Origin of the sequence: Acinetobacter sp. YH12254, from assembly GCF_013417415.1 — a bacterium.
Taxonomy (GTDB): domain Bacteria; phylum Pseudomonadota; class Gammaproteobacteria; order Pseudomonadales; family Moraxellaceae; genus Acinetobacter; species Acinetobacter pseudolwoffii.
Genome location: NZ_VPEB01000005.1, coordinates 56493 through 73364 on the forward strand (window position 1 = coordinate 56493; position 16872 = coordinate 73364).

Consider the following 16872-nt stretch of genomic DNA (forward strand, 5'->3'; position numbering starts at 1 on the left):
TTTTTATATCTCATTCTATTTTTAAGTTTTAGCCTTCAGACTCTGGGTCATACCATTAATATCACCACCCTGAATACCAAGTTCATTCATTAGGCTGTCAATTAAGGGTGCTTGGCTGCGATAACGCAGGGCGCTATTTACCACCTGATCTGACAGGGCAACATTGCCATTTTCATGATGTGCATCTGTCTGACAGGAACCGGCATGACTGCCATGCAGGCCATTGACCTGAAGAATCTTGATGTCATCAATATTTTCCATCGGTTTAACACTTTCCCGGATAATTTCAGGCAAGTATTTCAACATGGCTAGGCGAATCTGCATTTCGACCTGTTCAGGTGACAGCACATTATTGGCTTCGTTGACTGCACGGGTACCTTCTGCATCGACCTGATACTGTTTTTCCATCGCCTGAGCCAGTAGAATTTTTGCGTCCGCTTCACCTTTGGCCTTAAGACGAACCTTTTCGGCTTCAGCTTCAGCAGCAATACGTACTGCTTCGGCATCATCTGCTGCGGCTTGTTTTCCGGCTTCAGCGGCAACCGTAATCGCAATTGCATCTTTTTCTGCGTGTTCTTTGGCTGCGACCAGCTCAACCGCTTTTTGACGCTCTGCCTGCTGGATTTGGCGTACAGTGATGACTTCTTCTTCCGCTTTTACCGCTTGAGCACGTGCCTGATCGGCTTGCGCTTTGGCTTCAGATTCGGCGCGAGATTTTTCTGCAATGGCAATGGCACGATCCTGTTCGGCCAGCTCAATAGTTTTCTTTTGTTCGACTTGGGCTTTTTGAATCAGCTGCGCTTTTTGGATATTCTCATTTTCTACATCACGGGCCGCTAAAATACGCTTGAGGTCGACTTCTCGTTCAGCAGCAATTTGTGCTTCTTCTGCTTCACGTTTTTTACCGGCTTCCTGAGCAGAAATTTCAGCCAGTTGCTCGGCACGGCGAATGGCAATTTCGCGTTCCTGTTGCAGCTTGGCATATTCTTCTTCACGAATGATTTGCAGGCGCGCCTGTTCTGCTTCCAGATTTTTAGTTTTGATCGCCAGGTCGGTATCCTGCTCGATATGATTTCGCTTGCGACGACGATCTTCAATGGTTTCAGTGAGCTTGGTCAGGCCTTCAGCATCAAAGGCATTTTGTGGATTGAAATATTTAAATCCAGTTTGATCCAGGCCAGTCAGGGAAACGGTTTCCAGTTCCAGACCATTTTTATGCAAATCTTCTGAAACCACTTGCTGTACTTTTTGTACAAAGTCGACCCGTTTTTCATGCAGTTCTTCCATGGCCATTTCTGCTGCTACTGCACGCAGTGAATCGACAAATTTGCCTTCGACCAGATTTTTTAATTCATTCGGTGACATGGTCTTTTGCCCGAGCGTTTGTGCGGCTGTTGCAATTGAATCAGCAGTAGGTTTGACCCGCACATAGAATTCGGCCATGACGTCCACGCGCATACGGTCACGGGTAATCAGTGCCTGATCATCTGCACGGCGCACTTCAAGACGCAGAGTGTTCATATTGACTTGAATAATTTCATGCAAGACTGGGAGCACGATTGCGCCTCCGCCCAAAATCACTTTTTCACCACCCCAACCGGTACGCACAAAGGAGATTTCTTTACTGGACCGGCGGTATAGGCGCGCAATGATGAGACCGAAGGTCACCAGTGCTGCAAAAATAATTCCAGAAATAATTAAAATATTATATAAATCAAAAGTTAACATTGTTATAAAGTCTCAGTTTGGTTCTGGCTGAATAAAATTAGAGTGCAGTGGCTTGAAAGCCATTTTTGGTTTTATGGGTCAGTACGACATTCTGACCTTGATTTAAAATTTGATTGGTTTCTGGTTCGACTAAAACATAATGGGTCTGGCCATGCTGATCCCGGACTTTGGCTTGTGCAGGAGAGTTGACTTTGGCATCACCCAGAATAATGATTGCGGTACGCCCAATAAGCTCGTCACTATAAATGGCAGAAGTTTCATCTTGAGGCATAAGCTTGCTGGCAGCCATGGCAAGCCAGCGCACTATCGGCATACACAGAAACAGACAGGCTGGGGAAATTAGCCATACATTGAAGAGCTGGCTGGTCAGGCGTTCAAATATTCCCTGAATCAATAAGCCACTCAGGCCATAACTGGTCAGAAAAATGATGAGCCAGATAAATAAAGGCAGACGTCCCAGATATAACCAGTCAAATACTTTGGTGAAAAAGCCGGGATGTTGATCTGGATTAATTTCTGGTTGCAGGGGGTCTTCAGGCAAAAACTGTTCTAACATATTCTGCGAGCCGCCACCGAGCAGCAGTAATATGCATTCCAGTGCAGCAAACATCAGCATCAGACTCAGGCTGATACTAAATACGATATTTGACGGATGAGTAAACAGTTCCCACATTTTTTATCTCTATAATTATGTTTTAGGAAAAGTGTAAGGAAGCCTCTGATGCTATAACGATAGCAGTAATTATTAATTTTGTATGCAAAAAAATAACAAAAAACCTTATAAACAAGGATTGAATATATTATGTATTTAATAATTATTGAACTATTAAAGTTAATAGTAAACTATAAGTTTATTTAGAATCTGCTAAAAAATTAATTATTTTCAATATGTTGTGTAAATTTTAAGGTTGTGTGGATTGGTTTTTCTGAGAAATATAGAAATACTGTGCCTTAGTATCTCTATATTTCTTTCTTAAAGACTTAGAGTAAGGCAGTCTGAATCCGGACTTTCATATCCAGAGTCTGTTGCAGAATATAGTTTTTTATCCATGTGATCTGTTCACCCATCGGGTTCACCTTGATCGCAGTATCCAGAAAATGCAGATCCGGCTGACTGAAAAGTTGCTGTCCCAAAGTCTGCTCCAGCATCTGGCTATTGCTGGTTAAAGGCAATGCCACCAGATAGAATGCTTTAGGGTAATTGTAAAATGCATAGAGTAAGTTAAAGGCTTTTTGATCACCTTTAAGATTACCCGCACCGATTTCATAAGCTGCATTCTGGTTGCTATACGTCACACCCAATAAGAATTCCCAATGACCTTCTTTCAAACGCAGACCAAACTGTAATCCGATCTGGTCGGCAGTCAGTTCATGTTGCAAATAGATATTTAAAGGCTTGCCATCTTCACTGAAAGGTTCTTGTAAGACTAAAATGTGTTGTTGATGCTGATAAATGTAACCTGCAAGCTCTGCTTGTTCCAGGCGAGTTTTTAGAGTGGAGAGATCAAAAGCGCTATAAGCCATAAGCAAAATATATCAAAGGGAGAATTTAGCCTACTCTATTAATTTTTCAGCATCTTGGAAACCACTACTTTAGATTATTTATCTATGCTTTTATGGATGAATTTAAAAATTAGTACAGCAAAAATAGTCAGATGTGGTGACGTTCATTATTGATTCATAAAAACTGATATTTGTTATTAGTGAATTTTTATATGAGCTTTTGATATATCAATATCATAAAACAAGCAATGGCTAAGATAAGTAAATCACTATAATGAATATAAATTTTCAAAAGTGTCATAAGTACACGTTTTTCTAAGCTGGTGTTGTCCATGTCGTTAAATGAGGAAAGACTTACTCATCTCAAACAGCTTGAAGCTGAGAGTATTCATATTATCCGTGAAGTAGCAGCTGAATTTGAAAATCCAGTCATGCTTTATTCCATTGGTAAAGATTCAGCAGTCATGCTGCATCTTGCACTGAAAGCGTTTTATCCAGCCAAACTTCCATTCCCGCTACTGCATGTAGACACGGGTTGGAAATTTAAAGACATGATTGCTTTCCGTGACAACATGGCAAAAAAACATGGTTTTGATTTGATCGTGCATCAAAACAAAGAAGGAGTCGAGGCAGGCATCAATCCTTTCGATCATGGTAGTTCAAAATATACTGACATCATGAAGACCCAAGGTTTAAAACAAGCCTTAAATAAATACAAGTTTGATGCTGCTTTTGGTGGTGCGCGCCGTGATGAAGAAAAATCTCGTGCCAAAGAGCGTGTCTATTCATTCCGTGATGATAAACATCGTTGGGATCCCAAAAACCAACGCCCTGAACTTTGGAACCTTTACAACGGTAAAGTGAATCAAGGTGAAAGTATTCGTGTATTCCCGTTATCAAACTGGACCGAGTTGGATATCTGGCAATACATCTATTTGGAAAGTATTCCACTTGTGCCACTTTACCTGGCTGCAGAACGTCCTGTGGTTGAGCGTAGCGGTACACTTATTATGGTTGATGACGAACGTATGCCTTTAAAAGAAGGTGAAGTTCCACAAATGAAATCGGTACGTTTCCGTACTTTAGGTTGTTATCCATTAACAGGTGCAGTTGAATCAACTGCAGATACCTTGCCGGAAATTATCCAAGAAATGCTCTTGGCAACCAGCTCTGAGCGTCAGGGTCGTATGATTGACCATGATGAAGCAGGCTCGATGGAGAAGAAGAAGCAGGAAGGCTACTTCTAATTTAATCTCCCCCTAAAAATCTCCCCAAACCCCTCTTTGAGAAAGAGGGGCTTAAAAGTGGAGGAAGTCTCCCTTTTATAAAGGGAGATTTAGAGGGATTCAAAACCGATTTCTAAAGAATATGTGGAGCTTTGGGCAATGTCTCATCAATCAGAACTGATTAGCCAAGATATTTTGGGCTATTTGAAACAACATGAAAATAAAGACCTGTTGCGTTTCCTGACTTGCGGTAACGTAGATGATGGTAAATCGACTCTAATTGGTCGACTGCTTTACGATTCAAAATTGATTTATGAAGATCAATTGCAAGCCGTCACCCGTGACTCGAAAAAAGTCGGTACCACAGGCGATGCACCTGACTTGGCACTTCTGGTAGATGGTCTGCAGGCAGAACGTGAGCAGGGCATTACCATTGATGTCGCCTATCGTTATTTCTCGACTGAAAAGCGTAAGTTCATCATTGCCGATACTCCGGGACATGAGCAGTACACCCGTAACATGGCAACAGGTGCATCGACCTGCGACCTTGCGATTATCTTGATTGATGCGCGTTATGGTGTGCAAACTCAAACCCGTCGTCATACCTTTATTGCAAGCTTACTTGGTATTAAAAATATTGTCGTTGCGATCAACAAGATGGACCTGGTGGACTTCTCTGAAGCCCGCTTCAATGAAATTCGGGCAGAATATGCAGCATTCGTTGCGCAGTTGGGCGATCGCAAACCATCGAACATCATCTTTACGCCAATTTCTGCATTGAATGGCGATAACGTGGTGAACAAGTCCGCCAATACGCCGTGGTACACCGGTGAAACGTTAATGGGTACGCTTGAGTCGGTAGAAATTAACCGTACTTCGGCAAAAGCAGATTTTCGTTTCCCAGTGCAATATGTCAACCGTCCAAACCTCGATTTCCGTGGTTTCTGCGGCACGATCGCACTTGGTGATCTCAACGTTGGCGATACCGTAACGGCTTTACCATCAGGTAAATCATCAACAGTAAAAGAAATCGTTACTTTTGATGGCAACCTTGAACGTGCTGTTGCAGGTCAAGCTGTGACTTTAACGCTCAACGATGAAATTGATATTTCACGTGGTAACGTGTTAATTCGTGCCGATCAAGCGGTTCCAAATATTTCTCGTTCAGTTCAAGCGACTGTGGTGTGGATGGCGGATCAAGCGCTGGTGATTGGCAAGCTGTACAACATTAAGATTGGTACACAGACTGTTCCTGCAAAAGTGACAGCGATTCATTACCGTACCAACGTCAACACACTGGAGAAAGTTCAGGTCGAAAATCTTGAGCTGAATGCGATTGCCAATGTGACTGTTGAATTTGATGCGCCCGTGGTCTTTGACCGTTATCAAGACAGCCGTTATACCGGTTCATTTATCTTCATTGATCGTTTAAATAACGTGACGATTGGTGCAGGTATGGTGGAAGAATCAGTTGAATGGTCTGCACATGATGAGCCTGTGACTGCTGAAGTGCGTGCTGCGCGTTTGGGGCAAAAACCTGCTGCGCTGACTGTCTCGGCAAAAGCTTTGGAAAATGCTCAGGCACTTGAAAGTTTACTGATTCAGCAAGGCATCGTGGCAATTGCCAGAGCGGGTCTTGATGCTGCACAAGTTGCATTGCTTCGTGAAACAGGTGTGGTGGTGATTACCGATACTGCTGAAGGTACGGACACCACTTTAATTGTGGAAGCAGTCGAAGAGCTTGCTGAGAAAATTGTAGAATTGGTTCGATTATAAGACTGAGTCGATTTAAAAAAACCGCTGTAAAGCGGTTTTTTTTATTTGGATACTTTTTAAGTATGTAAATAATGTGCAGCCGTGTGAATGTTGAACTTTCACTTAAATTTCTTCTCGATATAATACAAATATTGAGGGGTGTTTATGAAAAAAATATTTATTTTAATCGGGTTGTGTTTGGCTTTTGGGGTGGACGCTAAACAGGCGACCAGTACAGATGCAATTAAGCAAAAAATTATCCAGCAGTCGATTGATCGTTATCCGGGGAATTGTCCATGTCCTTACAATACGGCCAGTAATGGCAGTCGCTATGGTAAACGTAGTGCATATAATCGGGCGGGTGGGCATGCACCTTTGTGTTATCCGGAAGATGTCAGTGATCGGATGGTCAAAGAGTATAAAAGCCGTGGTTAATTACCAAGTCCGGATTTTACCGAGGGGTAAAAACGAAATTTTCTCTACAGTTTATCTTCAGATATGTATGCTTTAATTATTCAGAAAAATCAGTTAGGGATTGAGATAGAATCGTCTTTATCTCCGTTAGACTTTTTGCGCCAGCAATCCTTTTAATGATTGTGCCATTTTTAAAAATCAGCGTAGAAGGCAGGCCATAAACATGATAGCGCAAGGTTAATACTGGAGATTGGTCGATATTTACTTTGCCAAATTTGATTTCGGGCTTGCTTTCAGCATATTGCGCTGCCAGTTCATTAAAGACCGGAAAATTCTGAATACAAGGTTTACACCATTCGGCATAAAAGCGAATGACTGCAAAACCTTCGAACCATTCAAAATTACTGTAATTATTCTCGTTATACTCAATGATCTCGCTCATATCCATCTCCTATCAATTTTTTGAATAGTGACTTGATTATACATAAGTCCGACTTGGCTTCATTCCTCAGCTTAACTATGTTCAAATAACGCCAAGTATCTTGAATATTCAATAAGCAGGGAAATATATGTCACAAGCAAGCATGCAACAGATTATTATTATAGAACCGGGTGATATCGATAAATTGGCTTATGAAACGGTTGCGATCCCCGAAGCCAAAGCAGATGAAGTTCTGGTGAAAGTCCATGCTTTCGGAATTAATCGTCCAGACATTTTGCAACGTCAAGGTTTGTATCCAATGCCAAAAGGCGTAACACCAGTCCCGGGCCTTGAAGTCGCGGGTGAAGTGATTGCAGTCGGTGCTGAGGTAAGCCAGTTTAAAGTTGGTGATAAAGTCTGTGGCTTGACCAATGGTGGTGGTTATGCAGAATATTGTGTCGTACCAGAAAGCCAGACCTTGAATATTCCGGAAGGTGTAAGCTTTACACAGGCGGCAGCCATTCCTGAAACCTTTTTTACCGTGTGGGCCAATGTGTTCCAGATGGGGCAGGCCAAAGCAGGCGAAACCGTGCTGATTCATGGCGGGAGCAGCGGCATTGGCACTACTGCTTTAATGTTATGTAAAGCACTTGGAATTAAAAGCTTTGCGACTGTCGGTACGGATGACAAGGTTGCAGCTATTTCAGAGTTAACTTATGCGATTAACTATAAGACGCAAGACTTTGAGCAAGTGATTAATGAAGCAACTGACAATGGCGGGGTCGATGTCATTCTGGATATGGTGGGTGGGCCATATTTAGAGCGGAACCTGAATTTGCTGCGTCGTGATGGACGTCTGGTGTATATCGCCTTTTTGGGCGGTCGTAAAGCCAAAGAGGTTAATTTAGGTCCTATCATGATGAAACGTCTGACCATTACGGGTTCGACCATGCGTGCACGTACTAGGGCTGAAAAAGCTGAAATTGCACAAGGTCTCAAAGAACAAGTGGCACCGTTATGGGCGAAAGGTGAATGTCTGCCTATGATTTATAAAACTTTCAAGTTTGATCAAATCCAAGATGCACATGCAGCCATGGATACCGGGGAGCATGTCGGTAAAGTGGTGGTTGAAGTAATTTGATCGAATGTGATCGAGTCAAAAAATACCAGTGATTTCACTGGTATTTTTTGGTTTTAAATAAAAATTTAACAACAAAAAAATGTATATTATTTTGAATAAAAGTTAAAAAATAACAACTATGCGACACAACCTGTCAAGAATGATAGGTAAATTGCACTCATAGATAATTCCGACTAAAAGATTCAACATTCACATGAATATGAGATGGAAAAATATATGAAAATTATTTCAGCACCTTATAGTCCTAAACATGGTTCAAAAGCGTTAGGGCGTATTCATAAAATGATTATACGCGGGACAATCACTTGGACAAAACTACATGAATTATATGGTGCGATGCTGCATCTAGAGCGCTATGTGGAAAGATTAACCACCCAGAATAGTCATGCAGGTCAAAAGCGATCCAGAAAATCTAAATAAGCAGTGATATTTTTATAGTCAATAGATAACGAGGACTTTATATAGATAAATGCCTTAGACTTTGTCCTAATATTACTCACTTATTGAGATTGAGTATAATTAATCAAATATTTAGCTATAAGTAAGTACATAACAGTGTATTAAGTGGGGATTTATGAAGCGGCAAGCTTCAACACATGAACGTCTTGCAGAGCGTTTAGCCAGAATTTTGACCAAATTAAATGTCGGATATCAACTTCGGGCTACCGAATTGGCTGCAGAATTCCAGGTCAGCACCCGCACCATAGAGCGTGATTTCGATCGGCTAAGCTCTTACTTGCCTTTACTTCAGGATGAACAAAAAAGATATTATCTGGATACCTCTTATTTGGGACGGTTTAAGCTACAAGATATTCAAAACTTTGCTCAACTTTCCGGGATCAGTGAGCTTTATCCGGCGTTGGATATGTCGTTTTTACGTGAATTGTTAGATGATCGTGCCAATCTGGTGTTTTCTGCAAAAGGCTATCATTTTGAAGACACCAAACAGTTTGCTGAGCATTTTAAAACTTTAGCCGCTGCTATTCATAAGCGTTATTATATTCATTTACGTTATCGTGAAGAATCCAGAAATATCCAGCCTTATCGTTTAATCCATCATCATGGCATTTGGTATCTGGCGGGTATAGATCAGGGAAAACTAGGCACCTACCGTCTCAGTCAGATTCAGCAAGTTGAATTGTTGCTTGATCTGAAGCCCTTTGAACATGAGGCTGAAATATTAAAAATTCTGGAGGATGAAGAAGGGATCTGGTTTGGGCAGCAGAAACAACAAGTCTGGGTAAAAATTCAGCCAGAAGTCGCCATGTTTTTTAAAGAGCGTCGTTTATTTCCGGAACAACAGATTGAGCAAGAGTCAGCATCGGGAGAGTTGTTAATCAGTTGTCAGATTCGCCATGAAATGCAGCTTTTACCTTTGGTGCGTTACTGGATGCCCCACATCAAGATTACTGAGCCTGTACATTTTCAGCAGAAACTGGAGCAAGATTTAGAACGTTATTTACGTTCTGCGGGATAAAATCGCACGTCTGTATAAGATGGCTTGATTGATAGTTTGACTTATTTTCTAAATTTCAGACATAAAAAAACCAGCTTAATGCTGGAGATTTTATTGCACCATTTTAACAAGGATTAAAATGGTGCCCGAGGCCAGACTCGAACTGGCACGCTTTGTGGGCGGGGGATTTTAAATCCCCTGTGTCTACCGATTTCACCACTCGGGCTTTAACAAGATGGAGGCGGAGGTCGGAATCGAACCGGCGTCCACGGAGTTGCAGTCCGCTGCATGACCACTCTGCCACCCCGCCACGTCTTGTTGATGCGTATATTATCAAGCCCTGAAAAAAAAACAATAGCATATTCATTTGTATGCGCATAAAAACAGCATCTGGCGGAAAATATTTAAATTATTCATGTAGAATGTGCAAAATTGATTCATATCAACACTTGGGAGAAATGCCGTGGCATTAGTTCTAGACGGTCGTGCATTGGCGAAGCAAATTGAAGCTGACTTGTTTACTCGCGTAGAAGCGCTGAAAGCAAAATCAGGTCGTACTCCAATTCTTGCGACGATTTTGGTAGGTGACGATGGTGCATCTGCAACTTATGTGCGTATGAAAGGCAATGCTTGTCGCCGTGTTGGTATGGATTCATTGAAAGTTGAGCTTCCAACAGAAACCACAACTAAACAACTTCTTGCAGAAATTGAAAAGTTAAATGCCAATCCAGATGTACACGGTATTCTGCTTCAGCATCCGGTTCCGGCTCAAATTGATGAGCGTGCATGTTTCGATGCGATCTCGCTTGAAAAAGATGTCGATGGCGTCACTTGCCTGGGTTACGGGCGTATGGCGATGGGCGAAGCTGCCTATGGGTCAGCGACGCCTGCCGGGATCATGACGATTCTGAAAGAAAACAACATTGAAATCGCGGGTAAACATGCGGTGGTTGTAGGTCGTTCTGCAATTTTGGGCAAACCAATGGCGGCAATGCTGCTTGAAGCCAACGCAACTGTGACCATTTGCCATTCACGCACTCAAAACCTACCTGAATTTGTAAAACAAGCCGATATTATTGTTGGTGCGGTCGGTAAAGCGGAATTGATTCAAAAAGACTGGATCAAACCAGGTGCAGTGGTAGTTGATGCAGGTTTCCATCCACGGGATGGCGGTGGGGTAGGTGATATCCAGTTGCAAGGCATTGAAGAAATTGCGTCTGCTTATACCCCGGTTCCGGGTGGTGTGGGCCCGATGACCATCACCACTTTGATTCGTCAAACGGTAGAAGCTGCTGAAAAAGCGCTTGGTTAATTAAATCCTCCCTAACCCTCCACTTGCGCTAAATTTAAAAGCAGTGCTTTAAATTTAGCTCAGGAGGGAACTCTGATCACTATTTTTGGATAGAGTTTCCCCTCTTTTTTAAAGAGGGGCTAAGGGAGATTTTTCAAAGATATAAATACCAATTAAAAGAAACCCAATGAGCTGTACCTTTCAATTGCCTAAAGCCCCTCAGCATCTGCTAAAAGCCTTACATGATGTGATTCCACATTGTGAATTACAGGCGCAGCAGCTTCCCGATACGCCTATTTCTTTATGGCTCATTCCACCGGTATTTCCAACAGATAAACTCGATGATGAAGTGATTCGTCGTATCTGGAATGATACGCCGTATTGGATCTTTTGTTGGGCGTCTGGCTTGTCTATGGCTCAATGGCTATTGGCTGAACCACAGCATGTCAAAGACAAGGTGGTACTGGATTTTGGTGCGGGTTCGGGTGTAGTGGCGATCGCAGCGAAAATGGCAGGCGCAAAACGGGTGATTTGCTGTGATATCGACCAGATCAGTCTGGATGCATGTCGTGCCAATGCAGAGCTGAATAGTGTCGAGCTTGAATATTTGGATGATCTGTATAAGGCAGAGCAGCTAGATATTCTGTTAGCCGCAGATGTGCTCTATGATCAATGCAACCGTTTCTTCCTGGATGAATTTTTAAAATTCGCACCTGAAGTATGGGTAGCAGACAGTCGAGTCAAAAATTTTAGTCATCCAAAGTATATAAAGCTGGATGAACGTAGCGCGACGACCTGGCCAGACCTGGATGAATCGCCGGAATTTCGTAATGTCAGTTTTTATAAAACACGTTGAATTTGAAAAATAAAAAGGGCAATAAGCCCTTTTTATTGTGTTGCTTTGAATATATCGGATATTAAGAACAAGTATAAAGAATGACACGCATCGTGGTTGGGCGGGCGTCTAAGGCTTCGCGTGCACCGAGATTCTCGCTATTATATAGATCTGGGGTATTGCTTAAGCTGATTTGCGTGCGGCTATTACCTAATTGGCGGCCATATTGTTCCTGCTCCGCAAGTGGATTAGAAATTTCATTGGTGCTTAAAATCTGGATATTATAGGTTTTTGAACCGCCCAAAGTCTGTTGACAGGCTGCCTGCAATTTTCTTTCATCCTGATTAGGCCGTCCTGAAAGCGTATAGCTCAAGGTTGCTGTATTGCCTGAACGTTCCAGAATTTCATAGCCACTTTTTCCGTTGAATTGATGTGGTGCAGTCTGACACGCACTTAACATGAAGCTGCTTGCAGCCAGAGCTAAAATGACCGTTGTTCTTTTCATATTTATATTTCCTAAAGTCTTGCGCTAATTATGCCATAGTTTGCTTCAACTGCTGCTCTGGTCAATTGTGATCAATTGTTTATCCATTTAATAAAAAAGGCCGCTTACGCGACCTTTTTTAATCAAACTTTTAGATCAATCAGCAATTAAGCAGATTTAACCGCAGCAATTAATTCTGCTTGACGTTGTTTTAACGCCTCTGGCAAACGACCACCAAGTTTGTCGAACAATTCAGTGTGGCTTTCAAGTTCTTTGATCCATTGATCTTTATCTTGAGCAGTCACAAGGTCAAATTGTTCTTTCGTGAAGTCAGAACCAGTCCAGTTCAATTGTTCATAAGTTGGAACGCGGCCAATTGGTGTGTCAACAGCAGTTGCACGACCTTCACAGCGGTCAATGATCCACTCAAGAACGCGCATGTTTTGACCGAAACCAGGCCATACGAAGTTGCCTTCAGCGTCACGACGGAACCAGTTCACGTTATAGATCCCAGGAAGTTTGTTGCCAGCAGCTTCAGCTTTCTCAGCAACTTGCTCGCCCATTTCTAACCAGTGCGTGAAGTAATCCGCCATGTTGTAGCCAGCGAAAGGAAGCATCGCGAACGGGTCACGACGAACAATACCTTGTTGACCAACAGCAGCAGCAGTGGTTTCAGAGCCCATGGTTGCAGCTTTGTAAACACCATCAACCCAGTCAAATGCTTCTGAAATTAGAGGCACTGTGTCCGCGCGGCGACCACCGAAGATGAACGCAGAAATTGGAACACCTGCTGGATTTTCCCAGTCAGCGTCAATCGAAGGGCATTGACCAGCAGCAACAGTGAAGCGAGCATTTGGATGCGCAGCTTTTTCTTCGCCAGTGTGAGGTTGACCTTTCCAGTTGGTCAGGTTAGCAGGTACTTCTTTAGAAAGACCTTCCCACCAAACTTCACCGTTGTCAGTTACAGCAACGTTGGTATAGATCACATCTTTAGTTAATGTTGCCATACAGTTCGGGTTGGTCTTGGTATTTGTACCCGGTGCTACACCGAAGAAACCAGCTTCAGGGTTGATTGCATATAGACGACCGTCTTCACCTGGTTTGATCCAAGCAATATCGTCACCTACAGTTTCAATTTTCCAGCCTTCGTAGCCCGCTGGTGGAATCAACATCGCGAAGTTGGTTTTACCACATGCAGATGGGAATGCCGCTGCGATATAGTGTTTTTCGCCTTGTGGATTGGTCACGCCAAGGATCAGCATGTGTTCAGCTAACCAGCCTTGTTGACGACCCATAAATGATGCAATACGTAAAGCCAGGCATTTTTTACCAAGCAATGCGTTACCGCCATAACCAGAACCGTAAGACCAGATCTCACGAGTTTCTGGATAATGCACGATGTATTTTTCAGGGTTGCAAGGCCATGCAACGTCTTTTTCGCCTTGTTCTAGCGGAGCGCCCACAGTATGTACACATGGAACGTATTCGCCATCAGTACCTAGAACGTCATAAACAGCTTTACCCATGCGAGCCATTTTAGACATGCTTACAGCAACGTAAGGAGAATCTGTTAATTCGATACCGATGTGTGCAATATGAGAACCTAAAGGACCCATAGAGAAAGGCACAACGTACAAAGTACGACCTTTCATAGAACCGTCAAACAAACCGTTGAGGCGAGCACGCATTTCAGCAGGCGCTTCCCAGTTGTTGGTTGCGCCAGCGTCTTCTTTGTTTTCAGAGCAAATGTAAGTACGACCTTCAACACGAGCAACGTCAGAAGGATCAGAATTCGCAAGATAAGAACCAGGATGAGTTTCTTGATTCAGTGCTTGCATTGTGCCGTTAGCGATCATCAAGTCGATATAACGTTGATATTCTTCTGCGCTACCGTCACACCATTCAATTTTTGCTGGTTTTGTTAATTTAGCAATCTCTTCCACCCAAGCAATAAGCTTAGGGTGACGAACGAATTCTGGTGCGTTCACTTGGGTCATGGTGAGGCCTATCTCAAATGTGTACAAAAAGGATGTACAAAGTACAATCCGAGCAATAAAAATGTTGCCCGGATGATATATGAAAAAAAGTGGCTGTATTAAAGCATAAAATGATAAAAAAAATAAGACCAAAGAAGCACTAGATTTCTTTTGGCATATAATGCTATTTTATTTGTAAATATAATAAAAACAATAAGATAAAACTAAATATTTGAATTGTCTTGGTTATTTATTTTAATTATGAATAGTATTTATTTTAAAAATTATTAATAAAATCAGTTTATTAATTTTATAGCACGTCTCATATTCGTTATTGATTAAATAAATGGTTGCCATTTGAATTTTACATAAAGCTACTGTTAATTGTCTATGAATTGGACAAAATGCCAATAGGCTTCATAAAGTTGTGCGAAAAATGTCTAATCAATCTAAACCCTTATCGCTTATTTATAATCATAATGCTGGTTTTCGCATACAAGGGCCAGAAGGGATCTATGAACAATTGACTGAAATATTTTCAGCGCAAGGTTATCAGACTAAAGCTTATGAAATCAATGATTCACAGCAATTTGATCACGTTATGGCGGAGGTGTTGACACGACATTTAGCGTCGGATGAAGCAGGTATCGTGGTGGCAGCAGGTGGGGATGGTACTTTAAATACAGTCGCCAAACATTTATTGAATACGCAAATTTCTGTTGGAATTTTACCCTTGGGTACTTTTAATTATGTAGCCAGATTATTAGATATTCCCCTGGATTTAATTGAAGCCGCTAAAGTGATTGCCACGGGACAATCTAAACGTATCAATGTAGCCCAAATTAATCAGGATATTTATCTGAATAATGCCAGTTTGGGTCTGTATCCCTTATTTATCAAAAAACGTGAAGATTATAACCGGCGGTTTGGTCGATTGCCGTTACATGCCTATACTTCCGCACTGGATGTGCTGATTCGCGACCGTAAGGAACTGAAACTGGAAATCTGGGTAGATCACAAGAAATATCCGGTAAAAACACCGCTGATCTTTTTTGGCAACAATCCCTTGCAACTGGCAGATATGAAAATGCAGATTGCCAAAGCAGCAGAGCAGGGTAAAGTCGCAGGAGTAGTGGTTTCTAAAAGTGATAAGCTAACTTTATTTAAGCTTGTGTATCAGTTGGTTCGTGGCAAGATTGATCAGGCTTCGGATGTTTACAGTTTTGCAGCCGATCAAGTCCGTATCGAATCTAGATCCAAGAAATTGATGGTGGCGATTGATGGCGAAATCGTAGAAATGGCGCCGCCCCTCAATATTTCTGTTTTAAAAAACAGCCTGAGTGTAAGGGTGCCGCATGATCCTGCATCTGTCTGATCTGCATTTTGGGACAGAAAAACCCGAGTGTTTAGAGGCAATTCGACAGTTCTGTCAGACTCATCCTCTGGAAGCGGTCGTCGTCAGTGGTGATCTGACCCAACGCGCACGTTTAAGCCAGTTTTTGGCCTGTAAACGGTTTTTAGATCAGCTTGAGACACCTTATCTGGTAATTCCGGGTAATCATGATATTCCGCTCTATCATTTATGGAATCGGCTGTTCAATCCATTTACCCGTTATCAGCTTTTTTTTGGTGAACTTGAACCCACACTTGAAACAGACAACTTTTATCTGGTGGGGGTGAACTCAATCCGGCGCCGCTATCACACCAAAGGGCATTTATCGCTTGAGCAGATTCAGCGTATTGATCGGAAATTAGGCCAAGCGCCTTCTTCCAAATTAAAAATTATTGTCAGCCATCAACCGTTCTATGTGCCTTTTCAAAATAAGCGCGGTTTTAAGGATAGTCCATTGATGGCCAAAATTGCTTTAGAAGCTTGGGCAGCACATGGCCTGTTTGCAGTCTTGCATGGACATCTGCATCAACCTGCGGTTTATGATTTGAACCTGATCTTTGATTTGGGGGCAGATCATCCTGTTTATGATGTACATGCAGGTACTTCAGCCTCGCATCGGCTACATAAAAAAGAGCCAAATAGTTTTAATCTGATTGATGCATCAGGAAAAATTTCCCAGTATTTATTCGATGACGTGACCCAGTCCTTTCTGTTAAAGCCTGATATGTTGAATAAATAGACGAAAAATCAGTATTCGTTAAAAAAAAGCAATTTTTTTTCATTTTTGCCCTTGAAGCGTTTTATTCCATCTCCATAAAAGTGACATCAAAAATTTTTGATGATGACCCATGGAATAATTAAGTCGTCATCAGTGACCTAAAAAGACTTAGTCTGATGGAGTTAAATATGAGCAACATTCGTCCATTACATGACCGCGTTGTTATTCGTCGTGTTGAAGAAGAAACTAAAACAGCTGGCGGTATTTTACTTCCTGGTTCTGCTGCAGAAAAACCAGCTCAAGGTGAAATCATTGCTGTAGGTAATGGTCAAATCACTGACAATGGTGTACGTGCACTAGATGTAAAAGTTGGCGATAAAGTATTGTTCGGTACGTATGCGGGTACAACTGTGAAAGTTGACGGCGAAGAACTTCTTATTATGAAAGAATCTGACATTTTAGCGGTATTTGCTTAATTTCCGTTTAAAGTCGTCTTATATTCATCAGAATTTAAAAGATATTAAAAGTATT

General features: G+C 42.0%; 17 protein-coding genes and 2 tRNA genes. 11 read left to right on the forward strand and 8 right to left on the reverse strand.

Features of this window, described 5'->3' with window-relative positions; translation table 11 throughout:
* Window positions 1–21: 21 nt before the first annotated feature.
* The 3 genes from FTV29_RS04710 to FTV29_RS04720 form a co-directional block, all read right to left on the reverse strand.
* Window positions 22–1728 (reverse strand): flotillin family protein, encoded by a 1707-nt coding sequence (locus FTV29_RS04710; RefSeq protein WP_005096291.1) that lies wholly within the window; start codon window positions 1726–1728, stop codon window positions 22–24.
* 37 nt (window positions 1729–1765) lie between these two features.
* Complete coding sequence (locus tag FTV29_RS04715; RefSeq protein WP_005096292.1) at window positions 1766–2401, reverse strand: YqiJ family protein; 636 nt, start codon at window positions 2399–2401, stop codon at window positions 1766–1768.
* 308 nt (window positions 2402–2709) lie between these two features.
* On the reverse strand, window positions 2710–3252 hold the full coding sequence (locus FTV29_RS04720) for a hypothetical protein (RefSeq protein ID WP_180075188.1): 543 nt from the start codon (window positions 3250–3252) through the stop codon (window positions 2710–2712).
* 311 nt (window positions 3253–3563) lie between these two features.
* Here FTV29_RS04720 and cysD point away from each other — a divergent pair, with 311 nt between their 5' ends.
* From cysD to FTV29_RS04735, 3 genes are all read left to right on the forward strand, one after another.
* Window positions 3564–4478, forward strand: coding sequence for a sulfate adenylyltransferase subunit CysD (cysD, locus tag FTV29_RS04725; RefSeq protein ID WP_005096294.1), 915 nt, complete (start codon window positions 3564–3566; stop codon window positions 4476–4478).
* A gap of 138 nt (window positions 4479–4616) precedes the next feature.
* Window positions 4617–6233 carry a sulfate adenylyltransferase subunit CysN gene (gene cysN, locus FTV29_RS04730; RefSeq protein ID WP_180075189.1) on the forward strand — a complete coding sequence of 539 codons (1617 nt, stop codon included), beginning with the start codon at window positions 4617–4619 and terminating at the stop codon, window positions 6231–6233.
* A gap of 144 nt (window positions 6234–6377) precedes the next feature.
* Entirely contained in the window at window positions 6378–6647 is a 270-nt protein-coding gene (locus FTV29_RS04735; RefSeq protein WP_180075190.1) for a hypothetical protein, read from the forward strand.
* Window positions 6648–6723: 76 nt separating this feature from the next.
* Here the strand turns inward: FTV29_RS04735 and FTV29_RS04740 are convergent, their stop codons facing one another.
* Window positions 6724–7068: a co-chaperone YbbN gene (locus FTV29_RS04740; RefSeq protein WP_005171940.1), complete on the reverse strand. Its 345-nt coding sequence runs from the start codon at window positions 7066–7068 to the stop codon at window positions 6724–6726.
* Between the two features lie 127 nt (window positions 7069–7195).
* On the opposite strand from FTV29_RS04740, the gene FTV29_RS04745 reads away from it, so the two are divergent.
* The 3 genes from FTV29_RS04745 (at window position 7196) to FTV29_RS04755 (ending at window position 9665) form a co-directional block, all read left to right on the forward strand.
* Complete coding sequence (locus tag FTV29_RS04745) at window positions 7196–8188, forward strand: NAD(P)H-quinone oxidoreductase (RefSeq protein ID WP_005171939.1); 993 nt, start codon at window positions 7196–7198, stop codon at window positions 8186–8188.
* 216 nt (window positions 8189–8404) lie between these two features.
* A complete protein-coding gene (locus FTV29_RS04750; protein ID WP_180075191.1) occupies window positions 8405–8608 on the forward strand; it encodes a hypothetical protein in 204 nt (67 codons plus the stop codon).
* A 154-nt stretch (window positions 8609–8762) separates the two neighbouring features.
* Window positions 8763–9665: a YafY family protein gene (locus FTV29_RS04755; RefSeq protein ID WP_005096301.1), complete on the forward strand. Its 903-nt coding sequence runs from the start codon at window positions 8763–8765 to the stop codon at window positions 9663–9665.
* A 119-nt stretch (window positions 9666–9784) separates the two neighbouring features.
* Here the strand turns inward: FTV29_RS04755 and FTV29_RS04760 are convergent.
* Window positions 9785–9870: transfer RNA gene (locus tag FTV29_RS04760), tRNA-Leu, on the reverse strand.
* A gap of 10 nt (window positions 9871–9880) precedes the next feature.
* A tRNA-Cys gene (locus FTV29_RS04765) sits at window positions 9881–9954 on the reverse strand.
* Window positions 9955–10107: 153 nt separating this feature from the next.
* Here FTV29_RS04765 and folD point away from each other — a divergent pair.
* Window positions 10108–10956, forward strand: coding sequence for a bifunctional methylenetetrahydrofolate dehydrogenase/methenyltetrahydrofolate cyclohydrolase FolD (folD, locus tag FTV29_RS04770; protein WP_100328806.1), 849 nt, complete (start codon window positions 10108–10110; stop codon window positions 10954–10956).
* Between the two features lie 166 nt (window positions 10957–11122).
* A complete protein-coding gene (locus tag FTV29_RS04775) occupies window positions 11123–11791 on the forward strand; it encodes a methyltransferase (protein ID WP_180075192.1) in 669 nt (222 codons plus the stop codon).
* A gap of 61 nt (window positions 11792–11852) precedes the next feature.
* On the opposite strand, the gene FTV29_RS04780 is transcribed toward FTV29_RS04775, so the two are convergent.
* Both FTV29_RS04780 and FTV29_RS04785 read right to left on the reverse strand, forming a co-directional pair.
* A complete protein-coding gene (locus tag FTV29_RS04780) occupies window positions 11853–12275 on the reverse strand; it encodes a hypothetical protein (RefSeq protein WP_180075193.1) in 423 nt (140 codons plus the stop codon).
* 146 nt (window positions 12276–12421) lie between these two features.
* Window positions 12422–14251 (reverse strand): phosphoenolpyruvate carboxykinase (GTP), encoded by a 1830-nt coding sequence (locus FTV29_RS04785; protein ID WP_005096308.1) that lies wholly within the window; start codon window positions 14249–14251, stop codon window positions 12422–12424.
* A gap of 415 nt (window positions 14252–14666) precedes the next feature.
* On the opposite strand from FTV29_RS04785, the gene FTV29_RS04790 reads away from it, so the two are divergent.
* The 3 genes from FTV29_RS04790 to groES all read left to right on the forward strand — a co-directional run bounded on the left by FTV29_RS04790 (window position 14667) and on the right by groES (window position 16817).
* A complete protein-coding gene (locus tag FTV29_RS04790; protein ID WP_159138047.1) occupies window positions 14667–15605 on the forward strand; it encodes a diacylglycerol kinase family protein in 939 nt (312 codons plus the stop codon).
* A complete protein-coding gene (locus FTV29_RS04795) occupies window positions 15586–16362 on the forward strand; it encodes a metallophosphoesterase (protein ID WP_005171918.1) in 777 nt (258 codons plus the stop codon). Before FTV29_RS04790 ends, FTV29_RS04795 begins: the two co-directional genes overlap by 20 nt.
* Window positions 16363–16529: 167 nt before the next feature.
* The gene (groES, locus tag FTV29_RS04800; RefSeq protein WP_005096311.1) at window positions 16530–16817 is read left to right on the forward strand and encodes a co-chaperone GroES; all 288 of its coding nucleotides are present in this window, start codon (window positions 16530–16532) and stop codon (window positions 16815–16817) included.
* Window positions 16818–16872 lie beyond the last annotated feature (55 nt).

Excerpts from the sequence above, each read along its gene's own strand:
- FTV29_RS04710 (WP_005096291.1), bottom strand. The coding sequence starts at position 1,728 with ATGTTAACTTTTGATTTATATAATATTTTAATTATTTCTGGAATTATT.
- FTV29_RS04715 (WP_005096292.1), bottom strand. The coding sequence starts at position 2,401 with ATGTGGGAACTGTTTACTCATCCGTCAAATATCGTATTTAGTATCAGC.
- FTV29_RS04720 (WP_180075188.1), bottom strand. The coding sequence starts at position 3,252 with ATGGCTTATAGCGCTTTTGATCTCTCCACTCTAAAAACTCGCCTGGAA.
- cysD (WP_005096294.1), top strand. The coding sequence starts at position 3,564 with ATGTCGTTAAATGAGGAAAGACTTACTCATCTCAAACAGCTTGAAGCT.
- cysN (WP_180075189.1), top strand. The coding sequence starts at position 4,617 with ATGTCTCATCAATCAGAACTGATTAGCCAAGATATTTTGGGCTATTTG.
- FTV29_RS04735 (WP_180075190.1), top strand. The coding sequence starts at position 6,378 with ATGAAAAAAATATTTATTTTAATCGGGTTGTGTTTGGCTTTTGGGGTG.
- FTV29_RS04740 (WP_005171940.1), bottom strand. The coding sequence starts at position 7,068 with ATGAGCGAGATCATTGAGTATAACGAGAATAATTACAGTAATTTTGAA.
- FTV29_RS04745 (WP_005171939.1), top strand. The coding sequence starts at position 7,196 with ATGTCACAAGCAAGCATGCAACAGATTATTATTATAGAACCGGGTGAT.
- FTV29_RS04750 (WP_180075191.1), top strand. The coding sequence starts at position 8,405 with ATGAAAATTATTTCAGCACCTTATAGTCCTAAACATGGTTCAAAAGCG.
- FTV29_RS04755 (WP_005096301.1), top strand. The coding sequence starts at position 8,763 with ATGAAGCGGCAAGCTTCAACACATGAACGTCTTGCAGAGCGTTTAGCC.
- FTV29_RS04775 (WP_180075192.1), top strand. The coding sequence starts at position 11,123 with ATGAGCTGTACCTTTCAATTGCCTAAAGCCCCTCAGCATCTGCTAAAA.
- FTV29_RS04780 (WP_180075193.1), bottom strand. The coding sequence starts at position 12,275 with ATGAAAAGAACAACGGTCATTTTAGCTCTGGCTGCAAGCAGCTTCATG.
- FTV29_RS04785 (WP_005096308.1), bottom strand. The coding sequence starts at position 14,251 with ATGACCCAAGTGAACGCACCAGAATTCGTTCGTCACCCTAAGCTTATT.
- FTV29_RS04790 (WP_159138047.1), top strand. The coding sequence starts at position 14,667 with ATGTCTAATCAATCTAAACCCTTATCGCTTATTTATAATCATAATGCT.
- FTV29_RS04795 (WP_005171918.1), top strand. The coding sequence starts at position 15,586 with ATGATCCTGCATCTGTCTGATCTGCATTTTGGGACAGAAAAACCCGAG.
- groES (WP_005096311.1), top strand. The coding sequence starts at position 16,530 with ATGAGCAACATTCGTCCATTACATGACCGCGTTGTTATTCGTCGTGTT.